The organism is Vreelandella sp. EE27, from assembly GCF_968206495.1.
The window spans coordinates 2,021,375-2,046,792 of the sequence record NZ_OZ309109.1; the positions used below are offsets into that span (position 1 = coordinate 2,021,375).

The 25,418-nt window shown below is 58.6% G+C and carries 24 protein-coding genes; 18 read left to right on the forward strand and 6 right to left on the reverse strand.

The genetic code is table 11. From position 1 onward, the window contains the following. Positions 1–43 precede the first annotated feature (43 nt). The 7 genes from ACWHVV_RS09700 (at position 44) to yidD (ending at position 5,474) form a co-directional block, all read left to right on the forward strand. The gene (locus tag ACWHVV_RS09700; protein ID WP_447926070.1) at positions 44–439 is read left to right on the forward strand and encodes an ectoine synthase; all 396 of its coding nucleotides are present in this window, start codon (positions 44–46) and stop codon (positions 437–439) included. Between the two features lie 289 nt (positions 440–728). Next, entirely contained in the window at positions 729–1,562 is an 834-nt protein-coding gene (locus tag ACWHVV_RS09705) for an ATP-dependent zinc protease family protein (RefSeq protein WP_447926071.1), read from the forward strand. Positions 1,563–1,600: 38 nt separating this feature from the next. Next, positions 1,601–3,124 carry an inactive transglutaminase family protein gene (locus ACWHVV_RS09710; protein ID WP_447926072.1) on the forward strand — a complete coding sequence of 508 codons (1,524 nt, stop codon included), beginning with the start codon at positions 1,601–1,603 and terminating at the stop codon, positions 3,122–3,124. Continuing rightward, positions 3,121–4,119: an alpha-L-glutamate ligase-like protein gene (locus ACWHVV_RS09715; RefSeq protein ID WP_447926073.1), complete on the forward strand. Its 999-nt coding sequence runs from the start codon at positions 3,121–3,123 to the stop codon at positions 4,117–4,119. Before ACWHVV_RS09710 ends, ACWHVV_RS09715 begins: the two co-directional genes overlap by 4 nt. Positions 4,120–4,149: 30 nt before the next feature. Beyond that, positions 4,150–4,602: a transcriptional repressor gene (locus tag ACWHVV_RS09720; protein WP_447926074.1), complete on the forward strand. Its 453-nt coding sequence runs from the start codon at positions 4,150–4,152 to the stop codon at positions 4,600–4,602. Positions 4,603–4,657: 55 nt separating this feature from the next. Then, the gene (gene hisI / locus ACWHVV_RS09725; RefSeq protein WP_447926075.1) at positions 4,658–5,122 is read left to right on the forward strand and encodes a phosphoribosyl-AMP cyclohydrolase; all 465 of its coding nucleotides are present in this window, start codon (positions 4,658–4,660) and stop codon (positions 5,120–5,122) included. A 1-nt stretch (position 5,123) separates the two neighbouring features. After that, on the forward strand, positions 5,124–5,474 hold the full coding sequence (gene yidD / locus ACWHVV_RS09730) for a membrane protein insertion efficiency factor YidD (RefSeq protein WP_447929134.1): 351 nt from the start codon (positions 5,124–5,126) through the stop codon (positions 5,472–5,474). Here yidD and ACWHVV_RS09735 read toward each other — a convergent pair. Together ACWHVV_RS09735 and ACWHVV_RS09740 are read right to left on the reverse strand one after the other, a co-directional pair. Then, positions 5,471–5,887 carry a SufE family protein gene (locus tag ACWHVV_RS09735; protein WP_447553027.1) on the reverse strand — a complete coding sequence of 139 codons (417 nt, stop codon included), beginning with the start codon at positions 5,885–5,887 and terminating at the stop codon, positions 5,471–5,473. The genes yidD and ACWHVV_RS09735 overlap by 4 nt on opposite strands. A 41-nt stretch (positions 5,888–5,928) precedes the next feature. Then, positions 5,929–7,062, reverse strand: coding sequence for a tyrosine-type recombinase/integrase (locus ACWHVV_RS09740; RefSeq protein WP_447929135.1), 1,134 nt, complete (start codon positions 7,060–7,062; stop codon positions 5,929–5,931). A 226-nt stretch (positions 7,063–7,288) separates the two neighbouring features. Between ACWHVV_RS09740 and ACWHVV_RS09745 the strand changes: the two genes are divergently transcribed. Next, positions 7,289–8,329, forward strand: a complete 1,041-nt coding sequence (locus ACWHVV_RS09745; RefSeq protein WP_447926076.1) for a DNA-binding protein — start codon at positions 7,289–7,291, stop codon at positions 8,327–8,329. Between the two features lie 66 nt (positions 8,330–8,395). On the opposite strand, the gene ACWHVV_RS09750 is transcribed toward ACWHVV_RS09745, so the two are convergent. Then, positions 8,396–10,036, reverse strand: a complete 1,641-nt coding sequence (locus ACWHVV_RS09750) for a BCCT family transporter (protein ID WP_447926077.1) — start codon at positions 10,034–10,036, stop codon at positions 8,396–8,398. A gap of 301 nt (positions 10,037–10,337) precedes the next feature. Next, a complete protein-coding gene (locus ACWHVV_RS09755; RefSeq protein ID WP_447926078.1) occupies positions 10,338–11,243 on the reverse strand; it encodes a LysR family transcriptional regulator in 906 nt (301 codons plus the stop codon). Between the two features lie 110 nt (positions 11,244–11,353). Here ACWHVV_RS09755 and ACWHVV_RS09760 point away from each other — a divergent pair, with 110 nt between their 5' ends. The 4 genes from ACWHVV_RS09760 to ACWHVV_RS09775 all read left to right on the forward strand — a co-directional run bounded on the left by ACWHVV_RS09760 (position 11,354) and on the right by ACWHVV_RS09775 (position 15,936). Next, the gene (locus ACWHVV_RS09760) at positions 11,354–12,895 is read left to right on the forward strand and encodes a sulfatase (RefSeq protein ID WP_447926079.1); all 1,542 of its coding nucleotides are present in this window, start codon (positions 11,354–11,356) and stop codon (positions 12,893–12,895) included. Positions 12,896–13,014: 119 nt separating this feature from the next. Continuing rightward, positions 13,015–13,887 carry a Bug family tripartite tricarboxylate transporter substrate binding protein gene (locus ACWHVV_RS09765; protein WP_447926080.1) on the forward strand — a complete coding sequence of 291 codons (873 nt, stop codon included), beginning with the start codon at positions 13,015–13,017 and terminating at the stop codon, positions 13,885–13,887. Between the two features lie 21 nt (positions 13,888–13,908). Continuing rightward, a complete protein-coding gene (locus ACWHVV_RS09770; RefSeq protein ID WP_447926081.1) occupies positions 13,909–14,445 on the forward strand; it encodes a tripartite tricarboxylate transporter TctB family protein in 537 nt (178 codons plus the stop codon). A 9-nt stretch (positions 14,446–14,454) separates the two neighbouring features. After that, the gene (locus ACWHVV_RS09775) at positions 14,455–15,936 is read left to right on the forward strand and encodes a tripartite tricarboxylate transporter permease (protein WP_447926082.1); all 1,482 of its coding nucleotides are present in this window, start codon (positions 14,455–14,457) and stop codon (positions 15,934–15,936) included. Positions 15,937–16,054: 118 nt separating this feature from the next. On the opposite strand, the gene nfuA is transcribed toward ACWHVV_RS09775, so the two are convergent. After that, positions 16,055–16,657, reverse strand: a complete 603-nt coding sequence (gene nfuA / locus ACWHVV_RS09780) for a Fe-S biogenesis protein NfuA (RefSeq protein WP_447926083.1) — start codon at positions 16,655–16,657, stop codon at positions 16,055–16,057. A gap of 301 nt (positions 16,658–16,958) precedes the next feature. Between nfuA and metH the strand changes: the two genes are divergently transcribed. The 3 genes from metH (at position 16,959) to ACWHVV_RS09795 (ending at position 23,014) form a co-directional block, all read left to right on the forward strand. After that, positions 16,959–20,675 (forward strand): methionine synthase, encoded by a 3,717-nt coding sequence (gene metH, locus ACWHVV_RS09785; RefSeq protein WP_447926084.1) that lies wholly within the window; start codon positions 16,959–16,961, stop codon positions 20,673–20,675. A 160-nt stretch (positions 20,676–20,835) separates the two neighbouring features. Continuing rightward, a complete protein-coding gene (locus tag ACWHVV_RS09790) occupies positions 20,836–22,491 on the forward strand; it encodes a nitrite/sulfite reductase (protein WP_447926085.1) in 1,656 nt (551 codons plus the stop codon). Then, on the forward strand, positions 22,481–23,014 hold the full coding sequence (locus ACWHVV_RS09795) for a DUF934 domain-containing protein (protein WP_447893448.1): 534 nt from the start codon (positions 22,481–22,483) through the stop codon (positions 23,012–23,014). The genes ACWHVV_RS09790 and ACWHVV_RS09795 overlap by 11 nt, the downstream gene beginning before the upstream one ends. 126 nt (positions 23,015–23,140) lie before the next feature. On the opposite strand, the gene smrA is transcribed toward ACWHVV_RS09795, so the two are convergent. Continuing rightward, positions 23,141–23,767: a DNA endonuclease SmrA gene (gene smrA, locus ACWHVV_RS09800; RefSeq protein ID WP_447528878.1), complete on the reverse strand. Its 627-nt coding sequence runs from the start codon at positions 23,765–23,767 to the stop codon at positions 23,141–23,143. Positions 23,768–23,872: 105 nt separating this feature from the next. On the opposite strand from smrA, the gene ACWHVV_RS09805 reads away from it, so the two are divergent. From ACWHVV_RS09805 to ACWHVV_RS09815, 3 genes are read left to right on the forward strand one after another with little or no spacing between them, the layout of a single operon-like run. Continuing rightward, a complete protein-coding gene (locus tag ACWHVV_RS09805) occupies positions 23,873–24,394 on the forward strand; it encodes a gamma-glutamylcyclotransferase family protein (RefSeq protein ID WP_447926086.1) in 522 nt (173 codons plus the stop codon). Further along, complete coding sequence (gene wrbA, locus ACWHVV_RS09810) at positions 24,391–25,017, forward strand: NAD(P)H:quinone oxidoreductase (protein WP_447926087.1); 627 nt, start codon at positions 24,391–24,393, stop codon at positions 25,015–25,017. Before ACWHVV_RS09805 ends, wrbA begins: the two co-directional genes overlap by 4 nt. After that, positions 25,014–25,403 carry a DUF2069 domain-containing protein gene (locus ACWHVV_RS09815; RefSeq protein ID WP_447926088.1) on the forward strand — a complete coding sequence of 130 codons (390 nt, stop codon included), beginning with the start codon at positions 25,014–25,016 and terminating at the stop codon, positions 25,401–25,403. The genes wrbA and ACWHVV_RS09815 overlap by 4 nt, the downstream gene beginning before the upstream one ends. Positions 25,404–25,418 lie beyond the last annotated feature (15 nt).

Here is a 25,418-nt window from a genome sequence, read left to right on the forward strand (position 1 = left end):
TGTTACGGTGGCCAAACACGGCCACCTCATAAGGAGCACATCGATGATCGTTCGCAACCTGGAAGAAGCCCGCAAGACAGACCGCCTGGTAACGGCGGAGAACGGTAACTGGGACAGCACGCGTCTGATACTGGCCAGCGACAAGGCCGGCTTCTCGTTTCACATCACCCGTATTTTCCCGGGCACCGAAACCCATATCCATTACAAGAACCACTACGAAGCCGTTTTCTGCTACGAGGGCGAAGGCGAAGTGGAAACCATCGCCGATGGCAAGATCTGGCCGATCAAAGCGGGTGATGTCTACATGCTGGATCAGCACGACGAACACCTGCTGCGCGGCAAGGAAAAAGGCATGACCGTGGCCTGTGTGTTTACACCGCCGCTTACCGGCAAGGAAGTCCATCGTGAAGATGGATCTTACGCGCCGGCAGAAGAGTGATCTGGTAGCGACCGGATCGATACGGCCAACGCAGGCGTTCAAAGGGCAGCCCGATATGGGCTGTCCTTTTTATTGGCATGCCTTGAGTCAGCGGGCTATTTGTAAAGCAGAGATAGAAGAAGCTCAACACAAAGGCGGTCCGTGAAGAAAACCGTGCCCTTTAGTTCGTATAATATATATTATGTTAAATCAGATATCTTGAGTTAATAAAAAACCGCCACCGTATTGGACAAGGCAGCGTACTTATTCATATTATTCCCCCTCTCGATCGGCAAGGAATTCCCATTTTATGCGCCCAACACTTATCTGGTTGATGGCTACGCCGCTGCTTTTGGCAGGCTGTGCAGTGAACCAGCCAGAGCCAAACGAGCCCCCGCCGCTGAGCCAGGCTTCGTTTGACTCGCGCATTCAGGAGCTCGAATCGGCACTCGTTCAGCAGTGCGACACCCGTTCGCTGCAAACCGAGCAGATCAGCCAGCACCAAACCCTGGTCTCCAACATGCACGAAGTGGGCAATCTGTTGCGCGTACTCCAGCGCGACGTGGCGGATATCGAAGCTCGCGGTGAAGAACCCCTGATCGTTCGCGAAGAGTGTGAGATCGAGCAGACTCAAAGCGATAAAACGCTTTTGGGACGCAGCGAATGGGTCGGCTTTCCCATGATCGGTACCTACCTGCAGGCCCGTATCGACTCGGGAGCCAGCACCTCGTCGCTTTCCGCCTCGGATATCACACGGTTCGAGCGCGATGGCGAAAACTGGGTGCGTTTCAAACTGGCGCTCAACGAGGAAGACGTAGCCGTCGAGCAGATACGCGACGAGTGGATCGAAGCGCCCATCCAGCGCCGGGTTCGCATCGTTCAAGCCTCCGGCGAAGAGTCGCGCCCGGTCATCTCGCTGCTGTTGACCCTGGGGCCGATTCGCGAAAACGTCGAATTCACGCTAAACGATCGGTCACATCTGGATTTTCCGGTGCTTTTGGGACGACGCTTCATGATGGATATTGCCACTATCGACGTGGCGCAGTCCTACATTCACGATCGGCCCGAATTTCCCGGCGGCGAGCCTGCAGACCAGGCAGCTGACGATGAAGTAGCTGATGATCAGGACGATACCGAAGAGTAACCGCTCTACCCTGTCGCTTTTCGCTGAAAGGAATCTTCATGTCACGCTTGCCCTTCTATTTGATCGTGGGTTTTTTATTGATTGCGGGGATCGCTGCCAGCGTTCACCGCCACGTCCAGTTCGAAATCCCCTGGGTGCCCGGCGAACAGCGCCAGGTATGGGAAATCGAAGCGGTCATCACCTTCAACGCTCAAAACGGCCCGGTTCAGGTCGACCTTGCGCTGCCTTCCCACCAGGCGGGATACCGCGTACTGACCGAAAACACCGCGTCATCCGGCTATGGGCTTGCCTATAGCGCCGACGAGCTGGGCCGCCAGGCGCAGTGGACGATTCGCAACGCCGCCGGTAGCCAGCAGCTTTACTACTCGGTACAGATGCTGGTATCACCGGATGCCCGCGCGCCGATCCAGACCCCGCCCGGGCTTTCGACGCCGACCCCTTGGGAGTCACCCTACGAGTCGGCCGCCGAACAGATCATCGAACGCGCCTGGGCGCGCAGTGCCGATAACGCGACCTTCGCCCGCGAGCTCATCCTGGACATCAACGGCGAGCGCCAGGCGGAGAACGCACGCCTGCTGCTGACCCAGGAAGAGCCTTCGGCGCTTATCGTGCGCCTTTTGAACCAGGCCGGTGTCCAAGCGCGGGAAGTCAGCGGCTTATTGCTCGAAGACGCCCGCCGGCGTCAGTCGCTTTCGAGTTGGATTCAGGTCTTCGACGAGCCCGGTGATCAGTGGGCGATTTTCAACCCGGTTACCGGCGAGCGTGGCCGGCCGGACAACCTGCTGCTATGGGAAACCGGCGGCCGCGCGGTGCTCGAAGTGCTGGGTGGCACCAACTCCCAAGTCAGCTTCTCGATGTTGACCCACAATCAGCCCGCCTCGGCGGCCGTGCGCAATCACCGCTCGGACAATACGCTGCTGAATTTCTCGATTCACAGCCTGCCGCTGGAAGAGCAAGCGCTGTTCCAGACCATTTTGCTGATCCCTATTGGTGCGTTGGTGGTCGTGCTGCTGCGCGTATTCATCGGCGTTAAAACCTCCGGTACCTTCATGCCGGTACTGATCGCCCTGGCGTTCATCCAGACCACGCTGCTAACCGGTCTCATCGGCTTCTTGTTGATCGTTGCCGTCGGCCTGGTGATTCGTAACTATCTGTCGTATTTGAATTTACTGTTGGTGGCGCGAGTGTCGGCGGTGATCATCACGGTCATCGCCATCATTGCCGCCTTCACCGTACTTGCCTACCGTATGGGGCTTAGTGCCGGGCTTACCGTCACTTTCTTCCCGATGATCATTTTGGCCTGGACGATCGAGCGCATGTCGATTCTCTGGGAAGAGGAAGGTCCCAAGGAAGTACTGATTCAGGGGGGCGGTAGTTTGGTCACCGCGGTACTGGCGTACCTGGCCATGAACAACCCCTGGATTCGCCACATCACCTTCAATTTCCTCGGTGTGCAGCTGATTCTGATGGCGTTCATTTTGCTGCTGGGCAACTACACCGGTTACCGCCTGCTGGAGCTTCGCCGCTTCAAGCCTATTATTGATGACGAGAAACCGTCATGAGCTGGTTAAAGGATTGGACCTGGCCCAAAAACCTGCAGAGCAAGGGCATCATCGGAATGAACCGGCGCAATATCCGCTATATTGGCCGGTACAACTCGCGCAAGCTCTATCCGCTGGTGGACGACAAGCTCCAAACCAAGTTGTTGGCCCAGCGCTATAACATCACCACCCCAGCGCTGATCGGCACGGTAGGCACCCAGTTCGGGGTCAAGCATATCGGCGCGATGCTGACCGGCCACAAAGGCTTCGTCATCAAGCCCGCCAAGGGCAGCGGTGGCAAAGGCATTCTGGTGATCGAGAACGTCGAAGAGAATGCCTTCATCAAACCAAGCGGCGCCCACCTGACACTGACCGATATAGAGCGTCACGTGTCCAATATCCTCTCCGGGCTCTATTCGCTGGGTGGCTCGCCGGACGTCGCGGTGATCGAAACGCTGATCAACTTCGACGAGAGCCTGATGGCCTACACCTACGAAGGCGTACCGGATATCCGTGTCATCGTCTTCAAGGGCTACCCGGTCATGGCCATGATGCGCCTGTCTACCGCGGCCTCGGACGGTAAAGCCAACCTTCACCAGGGGGCGGTCGGCGTGGGGCTCAACATCGCCAGTGGCGAGGCGCTTCGCGGCGTGCAGTTCGACCGCCCCTGCTACCGCCACCCGGATACCGGCCATGATTTGGCAAGCCTGGTGGTGCCTCAATGGGACACCCTTTTGAACCTGGCCGCCGGCTGCTATGAAATGACCGGGCTTGGCTATCTGGGCACCGACATGGTGCTCGACCGGGTGCACGGCCCGATGCTTTTGGAGCTCAATGCCCGCCCGGGCCTCGCCATTCAAATGACCAATGGCGAGGGGTTGCGCCGGCGGCTCGATTTGATCGAACGCCAACCCGATGGCGTGGGCGCCCAGGAGCGCGTGGCCTTTGCCCAGCACCACTTTGCCCGGCAAAGCGAGCTTACCGCCTCCCCTGACACGAAGGCGGCGAGCGCGTAAACTAGGCGTGTTACGTTAACCGGGTCGTTGATGATGAAAACCAGTACGCTACTGCAGCAGGCGGAATCACAGTGCATTACGCGGGGAGTGCGTTTTACGCCTATTCGCAAGCGCGTGCTCGAAATGATCGCGGACAACGGCGGCGGCTTGAAAGCCTACGATTTGCTCGACCAACTCTCGAGCGAACACGCCGCGGCCCGCCCGCCCACCGTTTACCGGGCGCTGGAGTTTTTGATTACGGAAGGCTTCGTTCACCGTATCGAGTCACAAAACGCCTATATTGCCTGCGCCTGCCCGGAACATACCCACGGCTTCCAACTTTTGATTTGCCGACAATGCGGCCACGTCGAGGAGCTGCACCTGGATGCAGTTAGCGATGAACTGGCAGAGCTTGCAAGCCAAAAGGGCTTCAACGTAGAGCGCCAAACCATCGAACTTCAGGGCCTTTGTGCGGCGTGCCGAAAAGAGCAGCGCATCGATTAGCCCTCCTCGAGTCAAACGGCTCGCGCTTAAATGCATTCACTTAATACGAGTATTTATGTCCCGTTTTGACCAGATCCCGCCCAATGAGCTCTTTAAAGCGATCGAAGCCGCTACGGGCGAAGACACGCTGCCCGAGACGCCAGCGCTTTTGGACGCGGCCAAATTCAATGACGAAGGGCTGATACCGGCCATTGCGCAGCAGCACGACACCAAAGAAGTGCTGATGATGGCCTGGATGAACCGCGAAGCGTTGGAAGAGACGTTAAAAACGACGCGCGTATGCTACTACTCGCGCTCGCGCAAAAAGCTCTGGCGCAAGGGCGAAAGCTCCGGCCAGCAGCAAGCACTGGTCTCCGCCGCCTTCGATTGCGACGGCGACACGCTACTTCTTCAGGTCGATCAAACCGGCCCTGCTTGCCACACCGGGCGTAAAAGCTGCTTTTATATCGCAATCGACGCCCAAAACGCCGCGATCACCAGCGAAGCGCTGATTGACCCGGCCACCCTCTACGCCCAATAACGTGCCCGCTTTACGCGCCCTTAAAATCGCGCTGACCAGGGCGCTGGGGGCGATCTTGATCGGTTTGGTCAAAGTGTATCAGGTAACGTTGAGCCCCCTGCTCGGCCCGCGCTGCCGCTTTTGGCCAAGCTGCTCTTCCTATACCGTTGAAGCCATAAAGGTGCATGGCCCGTTCAAGGGCGGCTGGATGGCGATCAAACGCATCAGCAAGTGCCACCCCGGCCACCCAGGTGGCATGGACCCGGTTCCCGGCGGGCGAAGCGAAGCCTTGCACAAGGCCGACCAGCGCAACGAAGGTAAAGACGCCTGCGCCGGTCACGACAAGAAGCCGAACGGTAAGAACAAAGCCTAGCCGCTTTGCGCGACCTGATAGATACGCTCGAGCATCGCGTGCAGGCCGTTGCTGCGTGTGGGTGACAGGTGTTTATCCAGCCCCAGGTCCTGAAGAAAGTGCGGCTGGGTCGCGGTGATCTCTGCCGGCGTACGCTCGCTGTAGATGCGCAGCAGCATGCCGATCAAACCCGAGACGATGGCAGCGTCCGAGGTCGCCTTGAACACCAGCTTTTCGCCATCGACCTCATGGTTCATCCACACGTTCGACTGACACCCCTGGATCTTGTACTGCTCGGTTTGCCATTCGCCAGGAAATTCAGGGAGCTGCTTTCCCATATCGATGATGTACTGATACCGGTCCATCCAGTTATCGAACATCTCAAACTCTTCAACCAGCTCTTGCTGGGCAAGCTCGGGGCCTGGCGTGCTCATGATGCCTCCTTGGACGTCTTGAAAGATAAATCTGGCGAGCATTATAACGCGTCACTACCGCTTTTTGGGGTCGTCGAATGAATGCGGTGGCGCTGCTGCTCATCGTGCCATTCGTCGGCCTCGGTATGCAGGTAGCGGCTGGTGGTTTCCAGGCGGGCGTGGCGGGCGCTCTCGGCCAGGTAGCGAAGGCTGATACCCGACTGCGCCTGATGGGTAATCGAGGTGTGTCTCAGCCAGTGCGGCGTGGCCCGCCTTAGCGTATCGACATGGGCCGGTTCGCCCTGCTCTTGCTCGAGCGCCTGGGATGCCTGTAAAAACGCCGACTTGATCAACCGATAGAGCTGGTTGTCGCTGATACCGCGGGTTTTATCCAGCGCACGCAGAAGTGGCGTCGGCTCGTCGAAGCCGGGCAGCGGTGAAAGGCCGAGCGCAAGGCGCCACTCTTTTAGTGCCTCGAGCATGTCCTCGGGCAGCGGTATACGCGCCCGTTTTTGGCCCTTGCCGGTCACCACCCACCACCAGCGCCCTTCTATCAGGCGAAAATCGTCCATTTTGGCCTCACTCATTTCGCTGATGCGCGGCGCCAATAAGTAAGCAAAGCTAAAAATGAACCGCCGCCGCGCCTGCTCGAAGCGCTGCCTGGGGCTTGCGCCCTCCTCTGTTTGGTCGATCCAGCCCCAAAGCCACTGCCAAAGCGACTGCTCCAGGTAGCGCTCGACCGACGTCGTCTGATTATTGAGCCGCCGTGATTTATCGCGCATCAAGCGAAACGGGTTATGCGCAACCCATCCCGCCTCGACCAGCCAGCTATAAAGCCCTTGAAGAATGACCAGACTTTGGCGGCGGCTGGCCGGTGAAAGCCCGGCGCGAAACGGTCGCCAGTCCGGGCTGGAGCGCGGCGCGCCGGGCCCGACCCAAAAGGATGCGGGCTGCGGGTTTTCCAGAAACGCCTCGAAAGCGCGAAGCGCCTCACGATCCAGCTCATTCAAGCGCCTACCGATGCTGTCGAGCCAGAGCAGCAGCCGCTGTGCCTCGCGCCGGTACGCCTTGAAGGTTTGGGTGCTTTCGCGATATTCGGCAAGCCAAAGCCCCACCGCCTCGGCGTCGCTTGCGGCCTCGATGCGCGCGCCGCTAGCAACGCGCTCGACACCTCCTAAAACTTCTTCTAATTCAATATCTTGACTAACAAGCAGCCCGTCATCGCTCACGCCGCCCTCCTGTTTGTTTACCCCTCACCCCGAATTCTGCCGAGTAAGCTATAAAAACTCAAGATAATACGTGTAATCTTGAATTTCGTAGTCTATTCGTAAATAAAATTACATATTACGTTTTACGTAATTATTGTATTAACCAGCACACTAAGCCAAAATGGCCGCTTCACCGACCATCAGGATCGACACCATGGCGCGTAGCGGCATTCAGTACAGCGACGTTCAGCAGGCAATCGACACGCTGCTGAGCCAGGGCGACAACCCCAGTGTTCAGCGCATTCGCGAGGTGCTGGGTACGGGCAGCTTTACGACCATCAGCGAGCACTTTCGCCAGTGGCGCAGTGAGCGCGAACAAAACCGTGACGTACCGCCGCCCAAGGGCGTGCCGGAAGTCGTCGTGAATACGGCGAGTGAGCTGTGGCGCGAGGCCCAGGACGTCGCCAACCAGGCGCTGGTCCACTACCGCGAAGACGCAAGCCGGCAGGTAGACGAAGCCAAGGAAGCCGCGGAGCGCGCCGAGCAGAACGCCCTGGATGCCCAGCAGCGCGAGAAAGCGCTGGCCGAGCACCTGCGTCATACCGAGGCGCGCCTTGAAGCACTGAGCCGCGAACTCGCCACGCTCGAGTCGAGCCAGGCCCAGCTGATCGAGCAGGCAACGCGCGCCGAGAAGCAGACCGAGCGCGCCCAACACGCCAATGCAGAACTCGAACAGCGTTATCAGGCGTATCAGGAAAGCGCCCAGCAAGAGCGCCAGGCAATGCAAAAAAGTTGGGAGCAGCGCCTGGCTCAGGAAGAGGAGCGCAACGAGGCCTCTGAGGGCAAGCTGATGGCCCTACTGGATACGCTCAGACAAGAGCGCGCTCAGGAAGAGAAAGCGCACCAGAAGCGGCTCGGCCAGCAGGAACAAAAACGCACTACACTCGAAGAGGAGCTTGCGCGCAAGCAGGAAGCCCTTCAGCAACAGAGCCTGGAGGCGCGCAGCGCTAAAGAACACCTGGCGCAGCTTGAAAAGGATAAACGCGCCTTGAGCGAGGACAATGCCGAGCTCGAGCAACGCCTGCAGCAGAGCCAGCAACAGCTGGAGCAGAGCCGCGCCCAGGCAAGCGATGCCAACGCATGGCAGCGCTCGCTCAACGAACAGATCCAGGCGCTTCATCAGCAGCTAAGCACCCTGCCGCAAACGCTCACCGCGGCACAAAAGGAGAGTGATACAAAAAAGCCACCTCGCTAGGAGGTGGCTCTGCTTTCTTATCAGGTCAGCGCGGCGCAGGCCGACTTCTCCCGGCGCCCCGTTTGCTTAGGTCTGGGGCTTGGGGGCCTCGTCCTCCGACTCCTCGGGATGCTCCCAGGAGCCTTCTTCGGTCCAGGGGTCGTTCTCCGGAAACTCTTCGATATTGATCTCCGGGTCGTTGTAATCCGGCTGATAGCGCAAATCGTATTTGGCAGCGCGCACCATCGAGACCATCAACAGCACCGCGATCAATAAAAGCGGCACCCCGCTGACGATACTCGCCGTCTGCAGCGTCTCGAGACCGCCCAGAAACAGCAGCGACATGGGCAAAAACGACAGCGTAAATGCCCAGAACAGGCGATGAAAACGCCCCGGCTCTTCTTCGAGATTCTTCTCCGCCGCCGAGGAGAGAATGTAGGCGATGGAGTCGAAGGTGGTGGCCGTGAAGATCGAAAGCAGTATCACCACCGCCAGCGTCACCAGCCAGGTCAGCGGAAGCTCACCCAGCACCGCGTAGAACGCCGCGTTAGCGGAGCTGTCGTTCATGATCTGAATGACGTCCAGGGTACCGCTTAGCTGTAGGTAGAGGCCGTAATTGCCCAGGATGATGAAAAACAGCGCGCAGCCAAGTGAGCCGAAGAACATGGAACCTGCCACCATGGTCTTGATGCGCCGCCCCTTGGAGATTCGCGCGATGAACAAGCCTACCGTCGGCGCAAAAACGAGCCACCAGGCCCAATAGAACACCGTCCATGTCCGGGTGAAGCCGGTTTCCTCGAAGCCACCTAGTGAGCCAAAGGGCTCGGTCCAGGTCGCCATACGCACCAGGTTACTCAGCATCAAACCAATGGAGTTGAGCCCGGTATCCAGAATGAACACCGTGGGCCCCACGATCAGGATGAACGTCAAGACGCCCAGGCCCAGCCACATGTTGATGTCGGACAAGAGCTCGATTCCGCCCTTGAGCCCGCGCCAGGCACTGATGGCAAAAAGCGCCGTGGTACCGATCAGTACCAGCACCTGACTGGCCGCGTTGGGTGTAAAGTTGAAAAGATTACCCAGCCCTTCGTTGATCAACGGCACCAGAATACCCAGCGAGGTCGCGCCGCCGCCCAGCATGCCGAAGATGAACAGTATATTGATGATATTGCCAAGCCAGCTACGCGCGAGCTTTTCCCCCAGCACCGGGCGAATCGCCTCGCTGATGCGCAGTACCTTGTGCTTGCGCACGTGGAGGAAGTACGCCATGGGCAGCGCCGGCACCAGATAGATCGACCAGGCCACCGGCCCCCAGTGGAACATGCCGTAGGTGGCCGCCCAGGCGGTGGCCTCATCAGAAAATGGCTCGAGTCCGAAGGGCGGATCCTGCAGGTAGTACATCCATTCGACCATGCCCCAGAACACCACCGCCCCGCCGATACCCGCGGCGAACAGCATCGCACCCCAGGAAAGCAAGGAAAACTCTGGCTCGGTATCGATATCGCCGAGCTTGATCTGGCCGATATCGCTGAACACGATATAGAGCATGAACCCGAGCGAGGCGATCCCCATGGTCAAATAGAGCATGCCGAAGGTGCGTGAGACGAACTCCTGGGCCGCCATTACCCAGACCCGGCCCATCTCCGGGAAGATAATGAGCGGAAGCGTCACCAACAGCAAAAGCCCCAAAGAACCGAAAAAGATCGGCTTGTGAATATTGGATAACATCGATGGCGTGTTTATGAGCCTGCCCCCTTGTTTTGGTTTTTCATTACTTGCAGTTACTTATTGGATAATTCATTAACCGCTTTTTTACCAACATTTCGCATCATAAAACGTTGACCAAGTGTTAAAAACGGACGCTAACCGTTTTCTGCTCGATAGTGGAGCCAACCAAAGCGTCTGCGAAACTGGAAGTTTCTTGAGGGGCTTGCTTTATCGAGCATAAAAAATGCAGTACGAGATAGTCATGCTTGGCTAGTGTCAGGACAAATTGGGATGACCCGACCCGACCCGACTCGGCGTGCAGTCAAGTTTGGCTCGTAGCCTGCTGAGCGAAGATCCGTTGCAATGCGACCACAGGTTTAGATGTCACGAGTGTCGCTTTGCAAATCACACCGATATCGAGTGACCAAAGAGGATCGGAAAGGGGGAGTAACTGTAAACCATCCTGTTTTGCGCGTGACAAAATCATCGAACTTACGATGGCATAGTGATCAGTGCTCGCAAGGATCGCGAACATGACCGAAATCGAGGTGGTTTGTAAAACCGCCTCAATCTCATTTGGGTGTGTTGTCAGCGTTGTCTTGGCCCAATCACTGAACTCGAAATCATCGGTAAATCCCACTCGGCCATAGCGGGTCAACGTATTGAGAGAAATTCGCTCTTCATAAGAAAGAGGATGGCCGCACCTGGCTATTGCCACCATCGGTGAGTGAAGCAATGGCTTGAAACTGAGTGATTCGGGCAAGTCACCCTTGGGCCTGGCAGTAACCGCGACATCCAGGCGGTCTTGCTCGAGACGATCGATGAGATACTCTGAGATGCCAGTCTCGATATCAATACGAAGCTTGGTGAACTCCTCTCGAAATAATGCCAGCGCTTGCGGAAAACTGCTGACCGCCAACACCGGCCCCACTCCGATTCGCAGAGTCGAACCAAGGTTGTGATGCAAGTGTGCGAGATTCATCGATGCAAAGCGCGCTTCTTGGTCGATCACCAATGCATGACGATGCAAGGCCTTGCCCGCCAGTGTGGGTTCGATACCCCGATGAGTGCGAACGAAAAGCTCGGCTCCCGCTTCCGCCTCCAGCAACTTTAAACTCTTGGTTAAGGCTGGCTGGCTGATTCTTTTGCGTCGCGCGGCTTCGTGCATGCTTCCCGCATCGTAAAGCACCAGGAAGTTCTCCAGATGCCGCGAAATCAAAATTCGCATGGTGATCACCTTTAGTTATCAATGCTCCACTTTTTTATATTTCCTTTTATCTTTACCAGATGCAACAATGATTTCTACTGGTCATCAAAGCAAAAGCATGAGAGGGATGGATGCGGACAATTTTCATACTCTTCGATTCGCTTAACCGAGCAGCGCTCGGTGCATACGGTGGAACGGTGGTGCAAACGCCAAATTTCGATCGTTTTGCCAAGCGTAGTGTGACCTTCGACGCTCACTACGTCGGATCCATGCCCTGCATGCCGGCGCGACGCGACCTTCATACCGGCCGGTTAAATTTCATGCATCGCTCTTGGGGACCAATGGAGCCTTACGATAACTCGGTTGCCTCGATTTTGTCCCAGAACGGCATTTATACGCATCTGGTCTCGGATCACTTGCACTATTTCGAGGATGGCGGTCACGGTTTCCATACCAAATTCGATAGCTATGATTTCATTCGTGGTCAGGAATACGATCCTTGGGTAGCGCTGGTTGAGACACCAGTGAGTCGAATCAGCGAAAGCTTCGATTCGCGGCACTACGATACTCAAACACCCAACAAACGCCTTCAACACGCTAAAAATCGTCAGCAAATTGTGGCCGAGGAGAATTTTCCTGGTCCTAAATGTTTCCAATCTGCTTTCAGTTTTCTAGATGCCAACCGCGACGCCGATGACTGGTTTTTGATGCTGGAATGTTTTGATCCGCACGAGCCGTTTCACGCGCCGGAACGGTTTAAAGAGGCCTATCAAACAGGCTTTCAGGGAAAAATACTCGATTGGCCACACTATGAGCGTGTCGTCGAAAGCGACGAAGAAATCGCCGAGATTCGGGCCAATTACGCGGCACTGGTCGCCATGTGCGACGACTACTTTGGCCGGCTGCTGGATTACCTGGACGAGCACAACATGTGGGAAGACACCTGCATCGTCCTGTCCACCGATCATGGTTTTCTTCTCTCCGAGCACGGCTGGTGGGGCAAGGCTCGAATGCCCTATTACGAAGAAATTTCCCACATACCCTTGATGATCCATCATCCGGCTCACGCAGATAAGGCTGGCAGCCGGCGCAGCGCTTTGACCCAGACGACCGATCTGATGCCAACCTTCCTCGAGATGCATGGCTGCCCCGTCCCCGACGAAACTCGTAGTAACAGCTTGATCTCGCTTTTAGCATCGAACGAAGAGTATATACGGGATGCGGCGATCTTCGGGGTCTTCTCCGGTCCGATCGGAGCCACCGATGGCCGGTACGTGCTCTATCACTATCCGCCGGATATTTTCGCCGAGGGGCTCGTCGAGTACACACTTGCACCGAACCACATGACGGCGCCTTTCACCCCGCAAGAGCTTAAAACCGCCAAGCTGGTACCCAGTTTTGACTTCACCAAGGAAATTCCGCTGTTGGCGATCGACGCTCAGAGCGATGCCAAACGTCCTCCCAACAACGATGGTATTGGCTACGCTGATCTTGGCACGCGTCTTTACGATCTAACCAATGACCCTTGCCAAGAGCGCCCAATTACGAACACCGATGCGCAGGCCCGGCTTTACGAGAAAATGTATGCGGAGCTGTTGGCGCATGACACGCCAACAGAGTTTTATCAATGGTACGGTCTGGACGCCAATCTAAAACAAGAGGTAAAACGATGAAACATCTGATAAAAATAACATGTGCTGCATCAGCTATTTTCCTCGGTGGAAGCGCTATCGCACAGGATTTCCCCACACGCAATATCGAGAACATCTACCCTTGGGCGCCAGGCGCCACCATGGCCGCAAGTCAGGTTATTGCCGATGCCATGGGCGATGAGCTCGGGGTGAATATTTCGGTCGTCTCGACCCCCGGCGCCGCGGGCACTCGTGCCTTCGAGACCGCACTTTCACGCGCAGCAGACGGTTATACGATCTTCGATGGCTATGTCGCGCCGCTGGTGCTGCAACCGATGCTGGGCAACGTCGAGTGGTCTTACGAGGATTTCACGCCACTGTGGTCCGCCACCTCCAATAGCTTTGCGATCGCTACCCGCGCCGACGAAGAGCGCTTTACCGATCTCCCCTCATTGATTGAGTACGGTAAGGAGAATCCCGGCGATCTTCGCTACTCGCCAGGCGTCGCCAATGGGCTGCCGCATATGGTGATGGCACGCGTGCTACAAAGCCAGGACATGGTCGCGCAACTCGTTCCTTATCCCGAAATCGATGTCGCTATACGCGACCTGCGCGGCGGGATTCTCGACTTCGTGGTCATCAACCCCGGCGTTTTCGAGGTAAACCGCGACCAGGTGAACGTGCTGGCGGTACTCTCCGAGCTTGAAGAAGCCTCTGCAACCTACGACGGCGCGCCGCGGGTGGCCGACTTTGATATCGACCTGGGCATGACGGGGCTTGCGCCAATGGGCTGGAACTGGTGGCTGGTTCACCCGGACACCCCCGAGGAGCGCGTTGAAGTTCTGCGTGATGCCATGGGCGCGGCTCTGGCCCGCGAGGATGTCCAGCAGCGTCTACTCGACATGGGCTACGTCTCACTGATGCACGGCCCCGGCGAGTACGAAGAAGTCGTCGGCTCCGCCGCCGATGAACTTCAAGGTGGCATCGATGCGATCTCTTGGGAGTCTGAGCAACTCGAGGCGCTCGACAACTAGTTCAATTCTTGACCGCTTGACATGCTGCCGGCCATCAGTGGCAGCGTGTCTACAAGGAGGCGACCGATGCGCCCTATCCGAGACTTCGCGTTCGACTGGATCGCATGGGCACTGTTCGCCTGTGTTCCCATCGCGATCTTCTGGAACTCGGCAACCAGCCTGGCAGAACAGGGCGTTGCCAGCGGCGGCCCCATGCAGAATGCCGCCATGTTTCCACGTGGAGTGGCCGTTATAATGACTGTCTTGCTGGTTCTCAACGCGGCTCGCACTGGGCTTGGGCGCGTATCGCACCCTTCGGCGATGACCCGATCCGAAGGCACACTAAAAGCCGTTTCTTGTACTGCGCTGTTTATTGCTTACCTGATTTTTTTGCCCACCCTGGGGTTTCATCTAGCCACACCCGTTCTGACCGCCATTTTGTTCCGTTTATTCGGTATCGGTTTTGTGGGCGCAATAACGGGCGGCGTGGCGCTTTCACTGGCAACCGCTTTTATATTCGAGGGCGTGCTCAACGTGGTGTTACCGGTGGGCATTTTCGAAATTACGATCTTCACCTAGGAACGGGCCATGTTTGAACTGCTACGCGAGGGAGTACCCCTTTTCTTCTCGTTCGACGCACTGATCCTTACGGCGCTTGGTCTCGTGGCCGGTTTGTTCATCGGTGTTCTGCCGGGACTTGGTCCGCTCATGGGTATCATTTTGATGCTACCTGTCGCGTTTCACCTGCCCCCGGTGGCGGCGATGGGCATGCTGATTGCCATTTATGTAGGCGGCTCGGCTGGCGGCTCCATATCGGCTATTCTACTGCGCATACCGGGTACACCACTGGCAGCCGCCACGCTCTTTGACGGCTACCCCATGGCACAAAAGGGCCGGGCTCAGGACGCTGTCGGGTTAGCTGTCAGCTCCTCGGCCTTGGGCGGCCTGATTGGCGGCATCATCCTGCTCTTCTTCTCCCCGCTCATCGCCGACTTTGCACTGCAGTTTGCGCCACCGGAGTATACGGCTCTAGCGATTCTGGGGCTTCTTACCATCTCAATCGTATCCGGTGGTTCGCCCCTGAAAGGTTTGATTGCAGGCGGGCTAGGCTTGGCGCTGGCGATGATGGGAACTGACGAATTCACAAGCGCCTATAGATTCACATTTGGCAGCTTTCACCTTGCCAGCGGGCCGCATCTCGTTGCAGTCGTGGTAGGGCTGTTTGCTCTATCCGAGCTGTTTTTTCAGATCGAAAAGGGAGATTTTCTGGCCCGGACAAAAGTGCAAAAACTGGCGATTTCGTTCCGCGCTCTACATCTGGTCTTGTCCCACAAGATCAATCTGATCCGCTCGGCGCTCATCGGTGCATTCTTCGGTGCGATCCCAGGCGCCGGCGGCGATGTCAGCGCATTCATTTCCTACGCCACTGCCAAACGCATGGCGGCAAAAGAGGAAGGCTATGGGGAAGGAGCAGAAGGAGGAGTCGTCGCAACCGAAGCCGCCAATAATGGCACTTGTGGCGGCGCGCTGATTCCCAGCCTCTCATTGGGTATTCCTGGCGACGCTTCTACCGCAGTACTGCTGGGCGCTCTGTTTCTTCTTGGCTTCTTTCCGGGCCCGGACCTTTTTCAAAACACCCCCGAAATCGCAGGGGGGATCTTTCTGGCCTATATCTTCAGCAACGTCGTACTGGTGGTAATGGGCGTACTGCTGGCGCCCCTGTTTGGCACGGTATTACGTGTACCCAAAGCGTGGCTTTTGCCCACCGTACTCATTCTCTCCACCCTTGGGACCTATTCGCTGCAAAACTCGGTCTTCGATCTCTGGATCATGCTGGTCTTCGGCGTGATCGGCTATGTGCTGCGCCGGGCGAACTATCCTCTCGCCCCGATCATCATCGGCATGATTCTCGGGCCGGTGCTGGAGAACAATTTCCGCCGCGCGCTACTGATTTCACGAGACGGGTATATGATCTTCTTTGATCGCCCCATTAGCGCTACCATTTTCGCCATCAACGCATTGCTTTTGGTGATGATCGTCGTTTCGGTAGTACGTTCGTCACGGCGTTGATGAGTCAGCCTGTAAATGCGTTTTCGCACTTTAACGATCAACCAAAGTATGGAGCCGCTCGATGAGCGGCTCCAGCATAATGCGTTAGGAAAGCGACATTCGTTGCTGCTTCAAAAACCTAGTAATAAGCGTTGGTCGTATCCGTGTGATCGGTCACATCGCGGATGCCGGCAAGCTCGGGGATGCGCTCGACCAGGGTCTTTTCCACCCCGTCTTTCAGGGTCAGATCCACCGCCGCGCAGCCCTGGCAGCCGCCACCGAAGGCAAGTACCGCTACCTTTTGCTCGGTGAGCTCGATTAGCTTGATCTCGCCACCGTGAGCGGCAAGGCCCGGGTTGATCTCGCTGTAGAGCACGTAGTTGATACGGTCTTCCAGGGGGCTGTCCGCATTCACCTTGGGCATCTTGGCGTTGGGCGCCTTGATGGTGAGCTGGCCACCCATGCGGTCGGCGTTGAAATCGACCACCGCTTCTTCCAGAAACGCGAGGCTGTTCTTGTCGAGAAACACATTGATTTTCTCGAGTTCCAGCTTAACATCGCTGGGCTCTTCTTCGCCGGGACGGCAATAGGCCAGGCACGTTTCCGCGTAGGGTGTACCGGGCTGGGTAATGAAGATACGCACCGCAATGCCATCCACGTTTTGCTTTTCCAGCAGTTCCGCGAGATAGCCCTGGGCGCTATCGGTAATATCAATGCCGGGCGCTTCGATAGTCGTGGTCATGAGCGATCTGTTCCTCCTGTGGTAGCGGCGAGGCCGCTTCACATGTCATTTGTGTCCATGGTAAGCAAAACCGCCTGCCGACACAATCCCGACTATTTTAGTAAACTATTCCGTCGAACGCATTTCGTTTTGGCTTATAAGCCGATGAGCACTTCAAAAATGCGGCCAAGCGGCGAGGAAGATTACGCTCTTGACGTTCACGGTGCTGCCCCGCTCTTGACCGTTTGATATGATGAAGCCCCTTTTGCGCTGGTGCTTGCGCCAATCCCCTAGATTGCCCTGCTGGAGACTCCCCCTCGCCATGGCTTTACGTGATATGACTGCGTCGCTGACCCAACGCCTCTCCCAACACATCCTGCTGCTGGACGGGGGGATGGGCACCATGTTGCAAAACGCGGAGCTCAGCGAGGCGGAGTTTCGCGGCGAGCGCTTTCGCGACTGGCCATCGGACCTGAAAGGCAATAACGACCTGCTGGCGCTGACGCAAGCCGAGCTGGTCGCGCGCATTCACCGCGACTATCTCGAGGCCGGCGCAGACATTCTCGAGACCAACACCTTCAACAGCACCCGCCTCTCCCAGGCCGACTACGGCATGGAAGAGTTGGTCGTCGAGCTCAACCGCGAATCCGCGCGGCTTGCGCGTAAGGTCTGTGACGACGTCTTCGATGAGACCGGCGTGCCCCGTTTCGTGGCCGGCGTGCTTGGCCCGACCTCGCGCACCGCCTCGCTCTCGCCGGACGTCAACGACCCGGCCAAGCGTAACGTCACCTTCGATGCGCTGTATGAAAACTATTACGAGGCCGCGGCCGCGCTGATCGACGGCGGTAGTGATCTGATCATGATCGAGACGATCTTCGATACGCTCAACGCCAAGGCGGCGATCTACGCGTTAGAGGTGCTGTTCGAGGATTTGGGGCGGCGCCTGCCGGTGATGATCTCGGGCACGATCACCGATGCCTCGGGCCGCACACTTTCCGGCCAAACCACGGAAGCCTTTTGGAACTCGGTGCGCCACGCCAACCCGTTTTCCGTGGGCCTCAACTGCGCACTCGGCGCGGAAGAGCTCCGCCCCTACGTCGAGGAGCTCTCCAACAAGGCGGATACCTTCATCTCCGCCCACCCCAATGCGGGCCTGCCCAACGAGTTCGGCGAGTACGACCAAACCCCGGAAGAGATGGCCGCCATTGTCGGCGAATTCGCCAAAAGCGGGCTGGTCAATATCATCGGCGGTTGCTGCGGCTCGACGCCTGAGCACATCCGCGCCATTGCTGATGCGGTACGCCCCATGGCGCCGCGCCAGGTGCCCAGCCGCGACAGGGCGTGCCGGCTTTCCGGGCTCGAGCCGTTCAACATCCAGGCGGATTCGCTGTTCGTCAACGTCGGCGAGCGCACCAACGTGACAGGCTCCGCCCGCTTCAAGCGCTTGATCGTCGAGGAGGACTTCACCACCGCGCTGGAAGTAGCGCTGGAGCAGGTCGAAAACGGCGCTCAGGTGATCGACATCAACATGGACGAAGGGATGCTCGAATCCCAGGAGGCCATGGAGCGGTTTTTGAACCTGATCGCCGGCGAGCCGGACATCGCCCGGGTGCCGATCATGATCGACTCCTCCAAGTGGGAGATCATCGAAACCGGGCTCAAGTGCGTGCAGGGCAAGGCGGTGGTCAACTCGATCTCGCTAAAAGAAGGCGAAGCCATCTTTCGCGAGCAGGCCACCAAGTGCATGCGCTATGGCGCGGCGATCGTCGTCATGGCCTTCGATGAAGAGGGCCAGGCGGACACCTTCGCGCGCAAGACCGAAATCTGCGAGCGAGCTTACCGCTTGCTGGTCGACGATATCGGCTTTCCCGCCGAGGACATCATTTTCGACCCCAACATCTTCGCCATCGCCACGGGGATCGAGGAGCACAACAACTACGCGGTGGACTTCATCGAGGCGTGCCGCTTCATTCGCGACCACCTGCCCCACGCCATGATCTCCGGCGGTGTGTCGAACGTGTCGTTCTCGTTTCGCGGCAACAACGCGGTGCGCGAGGCAATCCACTCGGTATTTCTTTATCACGCGATCAAGAACGGTCTTTCGATGGGCATCGTCAACGCTGGCCAGCTCGCGGTCTACGACGACCTACCCGCGGAGCTTCGCGAAGCGGTCGAAGACGTGGTGCTCAACCGCCGCGAAGACGGCACAGAGCGCCTTCTGGATATCGCCGACAAGTACAAGGGCGACGGCAGCGGCGCGGCGAAAAAAGAAGACCTCGAGTGGCGCAGCCTCCCCGTCAATAAGCGTATCGAGCACGCCCTGGTCAAGGGCATCACCGCCCATATCGAGGACGACACCGAAGAGGCCCGCGCCCAGGCCGCGCGCCCCATCGAGGTGATCGAAGGCCCGTTGATGGACGGTATGAATGTGGTGGGTGATCTCTTCGGCGCGGGCAAGATGTTTCTGCCCCAGGTGGTGAAGTCCGCCCGGGTCATGAAACAGGCGGTGGCGTATCTCATTCCGTATATCGAGGCGGAAAAAAGCGGCGACACCCAGGCCAAGGGCAAGATCGTCATGGCCACGGTAAAAGGCGACGTTCACGATATCGGCAAGAACATCGTCGGCGTGGTGCTTCAGTGCAACAACTACGAGGTGATCGACCTAGGCGTGATGGTCCCTGCCGAGAAGATCCTCAAGGCCGCCGAAGAGCACAACGCGGACATCATTGGCCTTTCCGGGCTGATCACGCCGTCCCTCGACGAAATGGTACATGTGGCCAAAGAAATGCAGCGCCGCGGTATGGATCTGCCGCTTTTGATCGGCGGGGCCACTACGTCGAAAGCGCATACCGCGGTGAAGATCGAGCCGCAGTACGCGCACCCGGTGATCTACGTCACCGACGCCTCCCGGGCGGTGGGTGTAGCCGGGCGGCTTTTGACCCCGAGCCTCAAGGGCGACTACGTTCAGAGTATTCGCGATGAGTACGAGGTGGTGCGCGAGCGAAATGCCAAGCGCCGCCCCAAGGCGGCGGATCTCGACTACACTCAGGCGCGCAAGCGCCGCTTCAAGACCGACTGGAACGAGACCGCGCCAGTCGAGCCGTTAAAGCCCGGCATTACCGTGTTCGAGAACTACGACCTTTCGGAGCTGGTCGAGCGCATCGACTGGACGCCGTTTTTCATGAGCTGGCAGCTGGCGGGCAAGTACCCGAAAATTCTCAACGACGAGGTAGTCGGCGAGGCGGCGCGCAGCCTCTTCGAGGACGCCAGAGCGATGCTCGATAAGCTCCTCACCGAGGGACATATTCACGCCCGCGGCGTGATCGGCCTGTGGCCTGCCAACAGCGTCGACGACGACGTGATCGAAGTCTACGCTGATGAGAGCCGCGAGGAAGTGGTCGAGCGCCTTCACCATATTCGCCAGCAAACCACCAAGGGCCGCGACGGCCTCTGCTATAGCCTGGCGGACTTCATCGCCCCGAAGGAGAGCGGCAAGCACGACTGGATCGGCGGCTTTGCGGTGACCACCGGCCACGGCGTCGACGAACTCTCCAAGGCGTATGAGAAAGCCGGCGACGACTACAGCGCGATCATGGTGCAGGCGCTGACCGACCGGCTGGCCGAGGCGTTCGCCGAGCGCCTTCACGAGCGGGTGCGCAAGGAGTTCTGGGGCTACGACAAGGATGAGGCGCTCGACAACGACGCCTTGATTGCCGAGAAGTACCGTGGCATTCGCCCGGCTCCCGGCTACCCGGCCTGCCCGGACCACACCGAAAAGGCGACGCTGTTCAAGCTTTTGAACGCACCTGAAAATACCGGACTGACGCTGACCGAGAACTTCGCCATGTGGCCGGCGGCGGCGGTCTCGGGCTGGTACTTCGCTCATCCGCAGTCGAAGTACTTCTCGACCGGCAAAATCACCCGGGACCAGGTCGAGGCACTCGCCGCACGCAAAGCGATGACCCTCGGTGAGCTCGAGCGTTGGCTATCGCCGGTGCTCTCCTACGAGCCGGGCCAGGAAGAGCAAAAGGCGAGCTAAAAGTAATGCGCCGGTTTTGCATTCCGGCGCCCTTTTAAATAGCCTTTAACGATAAAAAGATAATTATATATTCTTTCATAGAATATACCGATCTGCGTTAAGGTGACGGCAACCTACCGTCCGTCTCGACGTGACCATTTCGCTATGCAGGACCGTGCACATGTACCGTTATGATATTCACGACCAAACGCTCGTCGACGAGCGGGTCGCTCAGTTCCGCGATCAGATGGAGCGTTACCAGGCAGGCCGCTTGGGTGAAGAAGAGTTTCGCCCGCTGCGTCTGCAAAACGGTCTCTATATCCAGCGTCATGCGCCGATGCTGCGCATCGCTATCCCCTACGGCATGCTGGCTGGCAATCAATTGCGGGCGCTTGCCGAGATCACCAGGCGTTATGACCGCGGCTACGGCCACTTCACAACGCGCCAGAACCTGCAGCTCAATTGGCCGGCAATGGAAGACGTGCCGGATATCCTGGGCGAGCTTGCCAAAGTGCAGATGCACGCCATTCAAACCAGCGGCAACTGTATCCGTAACACCACCAGCGACCAGTTCGCCGGTATCGCCAATGACGAAGTCGAAGACCCGCGCCCCTGGTGCGAGCTGATTCGCCAGTGGTCGACGCTACACCCGGAGTTCGCCTACCTTCCGCGCAAGTTCAAGATCGCGGTGAGCGGCGCAAGCCAGGACCGCGCAGCGATCCAGGTCCACGACATCGGCCTGCGCCTGTGGCGCAACGCCGCCGGTGAGCTGCGCGTCAAGGTGCTCGCCGGCGGCGGCCTTGGCCGCACGCCGATGATTGCCGAGGTGGTACGCGAGGACCTGCCTTGGCAGCACCTTTTGACGTATCTCGAGGCCTGCGTACGGGTGTACAACCAGTTCGGCCGCCGCGACAACAAGTTCAAGGCGCGCATCAAGATTCTGGTCAAGGCATTGGGAGTCGAGGAGTATCGCCGCCGCGTGGACGAAGAGTGGGCACACCTGAAAGACGGCCCGCAAACCTTGACTCAGCAAGCCGTGGATGAGGCCAAGCGCCACTTCCCCGAGCCCGAGCGCCGCGAAGTGGCCGAGGGGGCCACCGACGCGTACAACGCGCTGCGCGAAGAGAACCGCGCCTTTGCGCGCTTTGTGACCAACAACGTAAGCGATCACAAGGTGCCGGGCTACAAGGCGGTCACGCTTTCGCTCAAGCGCCGCGAGCACGCACCGGGCGATGTCACCGCCGACCAGATGGAAGCGGTGGCGGATCTCGCCGACCGCTATGGCTTCGGTGAAGTGCGGGTCACCCACGAACAGAACCTGGTGCTTTCGGACGTGCCGGTGGACGATATGCAGGCGCTTTGGGAAGAGCTCGAGGCGCTGGGCATGGCCAACCCCACCGTGGGCACGCTCAACGATATCATCTGCTGCCCTGGCGGCGATTACTGCAGCCTGGCCAACGCGGTCTCCATCCCTATCGCTCAGGCCTTGCAAGAGCGCTTCGAGGATCTCGACTTCCTCTACGACCTGGGGCCGCTGGACTTGAACATCTCGGGTTGCATGAACGCCTGCGGCCATCACCACGTGGGCCATATCGGCATTCTCGGCGTCGATAAAAAGGGCGAGGAGTACTATCAGGTTTCGATCGGCGGCAACTCCACCGACGATGCCTCGCTTGGCAAGATTCTGGGTCCGTCGTTTTTCCGCGAGGACGTGCCGAACGTGGTCGAAAAAGTGCTCGAGGTGTACGTCGCAGAGCGTCACGAAGACGAGCGCTTTCTGGACACCTATCGCCGCATTGGTATGAAACCCTTCAAGGAGCGCGTTTATGCCCACTGATGCACAAGAAACCGCCCCGGCCCTGGTTCACGTCGACCACCTGATCGTGGGGGGCGAGCTGGCATCGGAAAACGCCTGGTGCGTCTCATACGACGTCGAGGCACTGCCCGACCAATTGCCGGCGTTCGTGCCGCTGGCGCTATGGCGCGAGCACGCAGAAGACGCGGAACTCGCCCCGTTGCTATCAAGCGACACCGAGCTAACCCCGGCGCTGGGTGAAGAGCTTAAAAAGAGCGCGGCGGTCGCGATCGACTTCCCCGCCTTTACCGATGGCCGCGGCTATAGCCTGGCGCGGCTTTTGCGCGAACGCTACGGTTTTGAGGGGGAACTTCGCGCGGTGGGCGACGTGCTGATCGACCAGCTCAACTACATGGAGCGCTGCGGCTTCGACGCCATGGCGCTTCGCGAAGACCAGGAGCCGGACGTGGCCCTGCGCGCGCTAAAAGCGTTCAGCGTGCGCTACCAAAGCGATGTCGAGGTGCGCTCGGCGCTGTTCGAGCGCCGCCTGGCTGCCGCCGAGTAGCGGCCACTTTCGATCTCCCATGAAAAGGGCAGCCTAATGGCTGCCCTTTTTAGTTTCAGAAAACTTAGCTTTAGAAAGCTTATTTTCAGAAAAATGTTGCTCTCAGAAAAACCTGCGTGGCGTCCGTTAGCCGCGGCGCTTCTGCTGGCGCTCGCGATTGTTGGATTTGGCACGGTCGCTCTTGCGCAGCATCACCCAAGTGGCGCCCATCCCGCCCTCTGAAGGTTGGGCCGAGACGTAGGCCTGCACTTCCTCGAACTGGCAAAGCCACTTGGCAAGGTAGGAGCGCAGCACGTTGGCGGGGCTGTCGATCTCGCGCCCCCGCCCGTGGATGATCATCACCGAGCGCAGGTCATTGGCGTAGGCATCTTGAATGAACGGAAAGAGCATTCGGCGGCATTCGGCCAACGGGCGCCTTAACAAGTGAAGCTGGGCCTGCATGGCGTAACCGCCGTGGCGCAGCTTATCGACGACGCCCTGCTGAATGCCCTCGCGGCGATACTCGATCGGGTCGATGGGGGGCAGCAAGTCGACGAAGTCGTCGGAAAGAAAGTTAGTGTGCTCGATGGCCTCTTCGGCGCGCTCGCGCCGTGCCAATTGCGCCTCCGAGGGGCGCGAGCGTTTGTCCCCCGTTTCTGCCCGCTTCCCCTTCGCTAGAGGTTTCACATCGCCGACAAAAGAGCGAAAATCCATATCATTACGCGCATCTTCACGGACGTCATCAAGAAAGTCATCACGAAGCGACTGGCTCATGGCGGGCTCCTCCAATAGGGTGCAGTCGATATCCTGGCCGATACCGGGGCGTTTAGCGTCGCTTGCCCCTAACGCGTCAGGCGGCGTTCACTATAAGGATAGAACATGATCGGGATCAAACGAATAGCCGTCGGCGTACTGGTTATGATACTCGCCGCCGCGCTGTGGCTCTGGCTGACCATGCTAAGCCCGTGGTTTTACGAGCGCCCGGAGCAGCTGGGCCCCATCGAGCAGCGCAGCCATCAAGTGTTCGTCTACGGTACGCTGCGACACGCGCCGGTGCGCTGGGTGGTCATGCGCGCCGGCGGCGACCCGGTGCCCGATACGTTGGAGGGCTTCAGCCGCGAAGGCCTCGATATAGCGGCCGGCCCGCAAAGCGAGGTGCCTGGGCTGGTACTTACCGTCACCCCGGAGGAGCTTTCAAGACTCGACCGCTACGAGCGCCTGGGCGTTCGCTACCGCCGTGAAGAGCTGGCCCTGGCCAGCGGCGAACTCGCCTGGGTGTACCGCCGCCTGCCCCAGGCCGACGACGAGAACAATACGGCTCTGCTAAGATATAACCAGCCGGCGGCGAACGACGCTTTTTACACCACCGCCGAGACCCTGCCCTTCAAGGAAACGCTATGAGCGATGAAACCCCCTACATTCTGGTTCTTTACTACTCCCGCTCGGGCGCCACACTCGAAATGGCGCGCCAGGTCGCGGCAGGTATCGAGAGCGTGGCGGGTATAAAAGCGCGACTGCGCACGGTGGCGCCGGTGTCGCCTACCTGCGAGGCGGTGGATAGCGAAGTCCCCGAAGAGGGCGCGGTCTACGCCGATCTGGACGATTTACGCCACTGCTGCGGCTTGGCGCTGGGCAGCCCCACCCGGTTTGGCAATATCGCCGCCCCGCTCAAGTATTTTCTGGATACCACGAGCAATCTTTGGATGAACGGCGCGTTGATCAATAAACCCGCCACCTGCTTTACCGCGTCGTCGAGCATGCACGGTGGCCAGGAGAGTACGCTGCTGACCATGCTGATCCCCCTTTTACACCATGGCATGGTGTATGCGGGTATTCCCTACAATGAAACCGAGCTGATCAGTACTCAAACCGGCGGCACGCCTTACGGAGCCAGCCACGTGGCCGGCGCACGCAGCGAACGCAGGGTCGACGAGCACGAGCGCGCACTCTGTATCGCCCAGGGCAAGCGTTTGGCAAAGCTTTCGCTGGCGCTCAACACGATGCGCGCCGAGGCGACTTCATGAGACAGTGGCTCGACGATCTTGAAAACCAGCATGGCCTGACGGCGTTGACCGACAAAATGCGCCGGCTGGTGCTGATTAGCTTTGTCGTGCTGCTGGGACTGGTCATGCTGCGCGGCTTTCTCGTTCAGGGCGACGAATATAATTGGCGTCCAGTGCTGGCCTTCGTGCTGCCGCTGGTGCTTTTTTTACCCTCGATTATCGGCAAGCGCCCCCGCGGCCATGCCTGGCTCGCTTTCGTCAGCTTGCTTTATGTGGCCCAGGGCGTGATGTTCGCCGCCGCCACCGGGCAGATCCTACGCGGGGTTTTGGAAGTCGCCGCCGCCGTCGCGCTGTTCGTGGGCTCGCTGGGTTACGCCCGGTTCCGCGCCCGCCAGCAGCGCCAATAGTTCAGGGTTTGCACC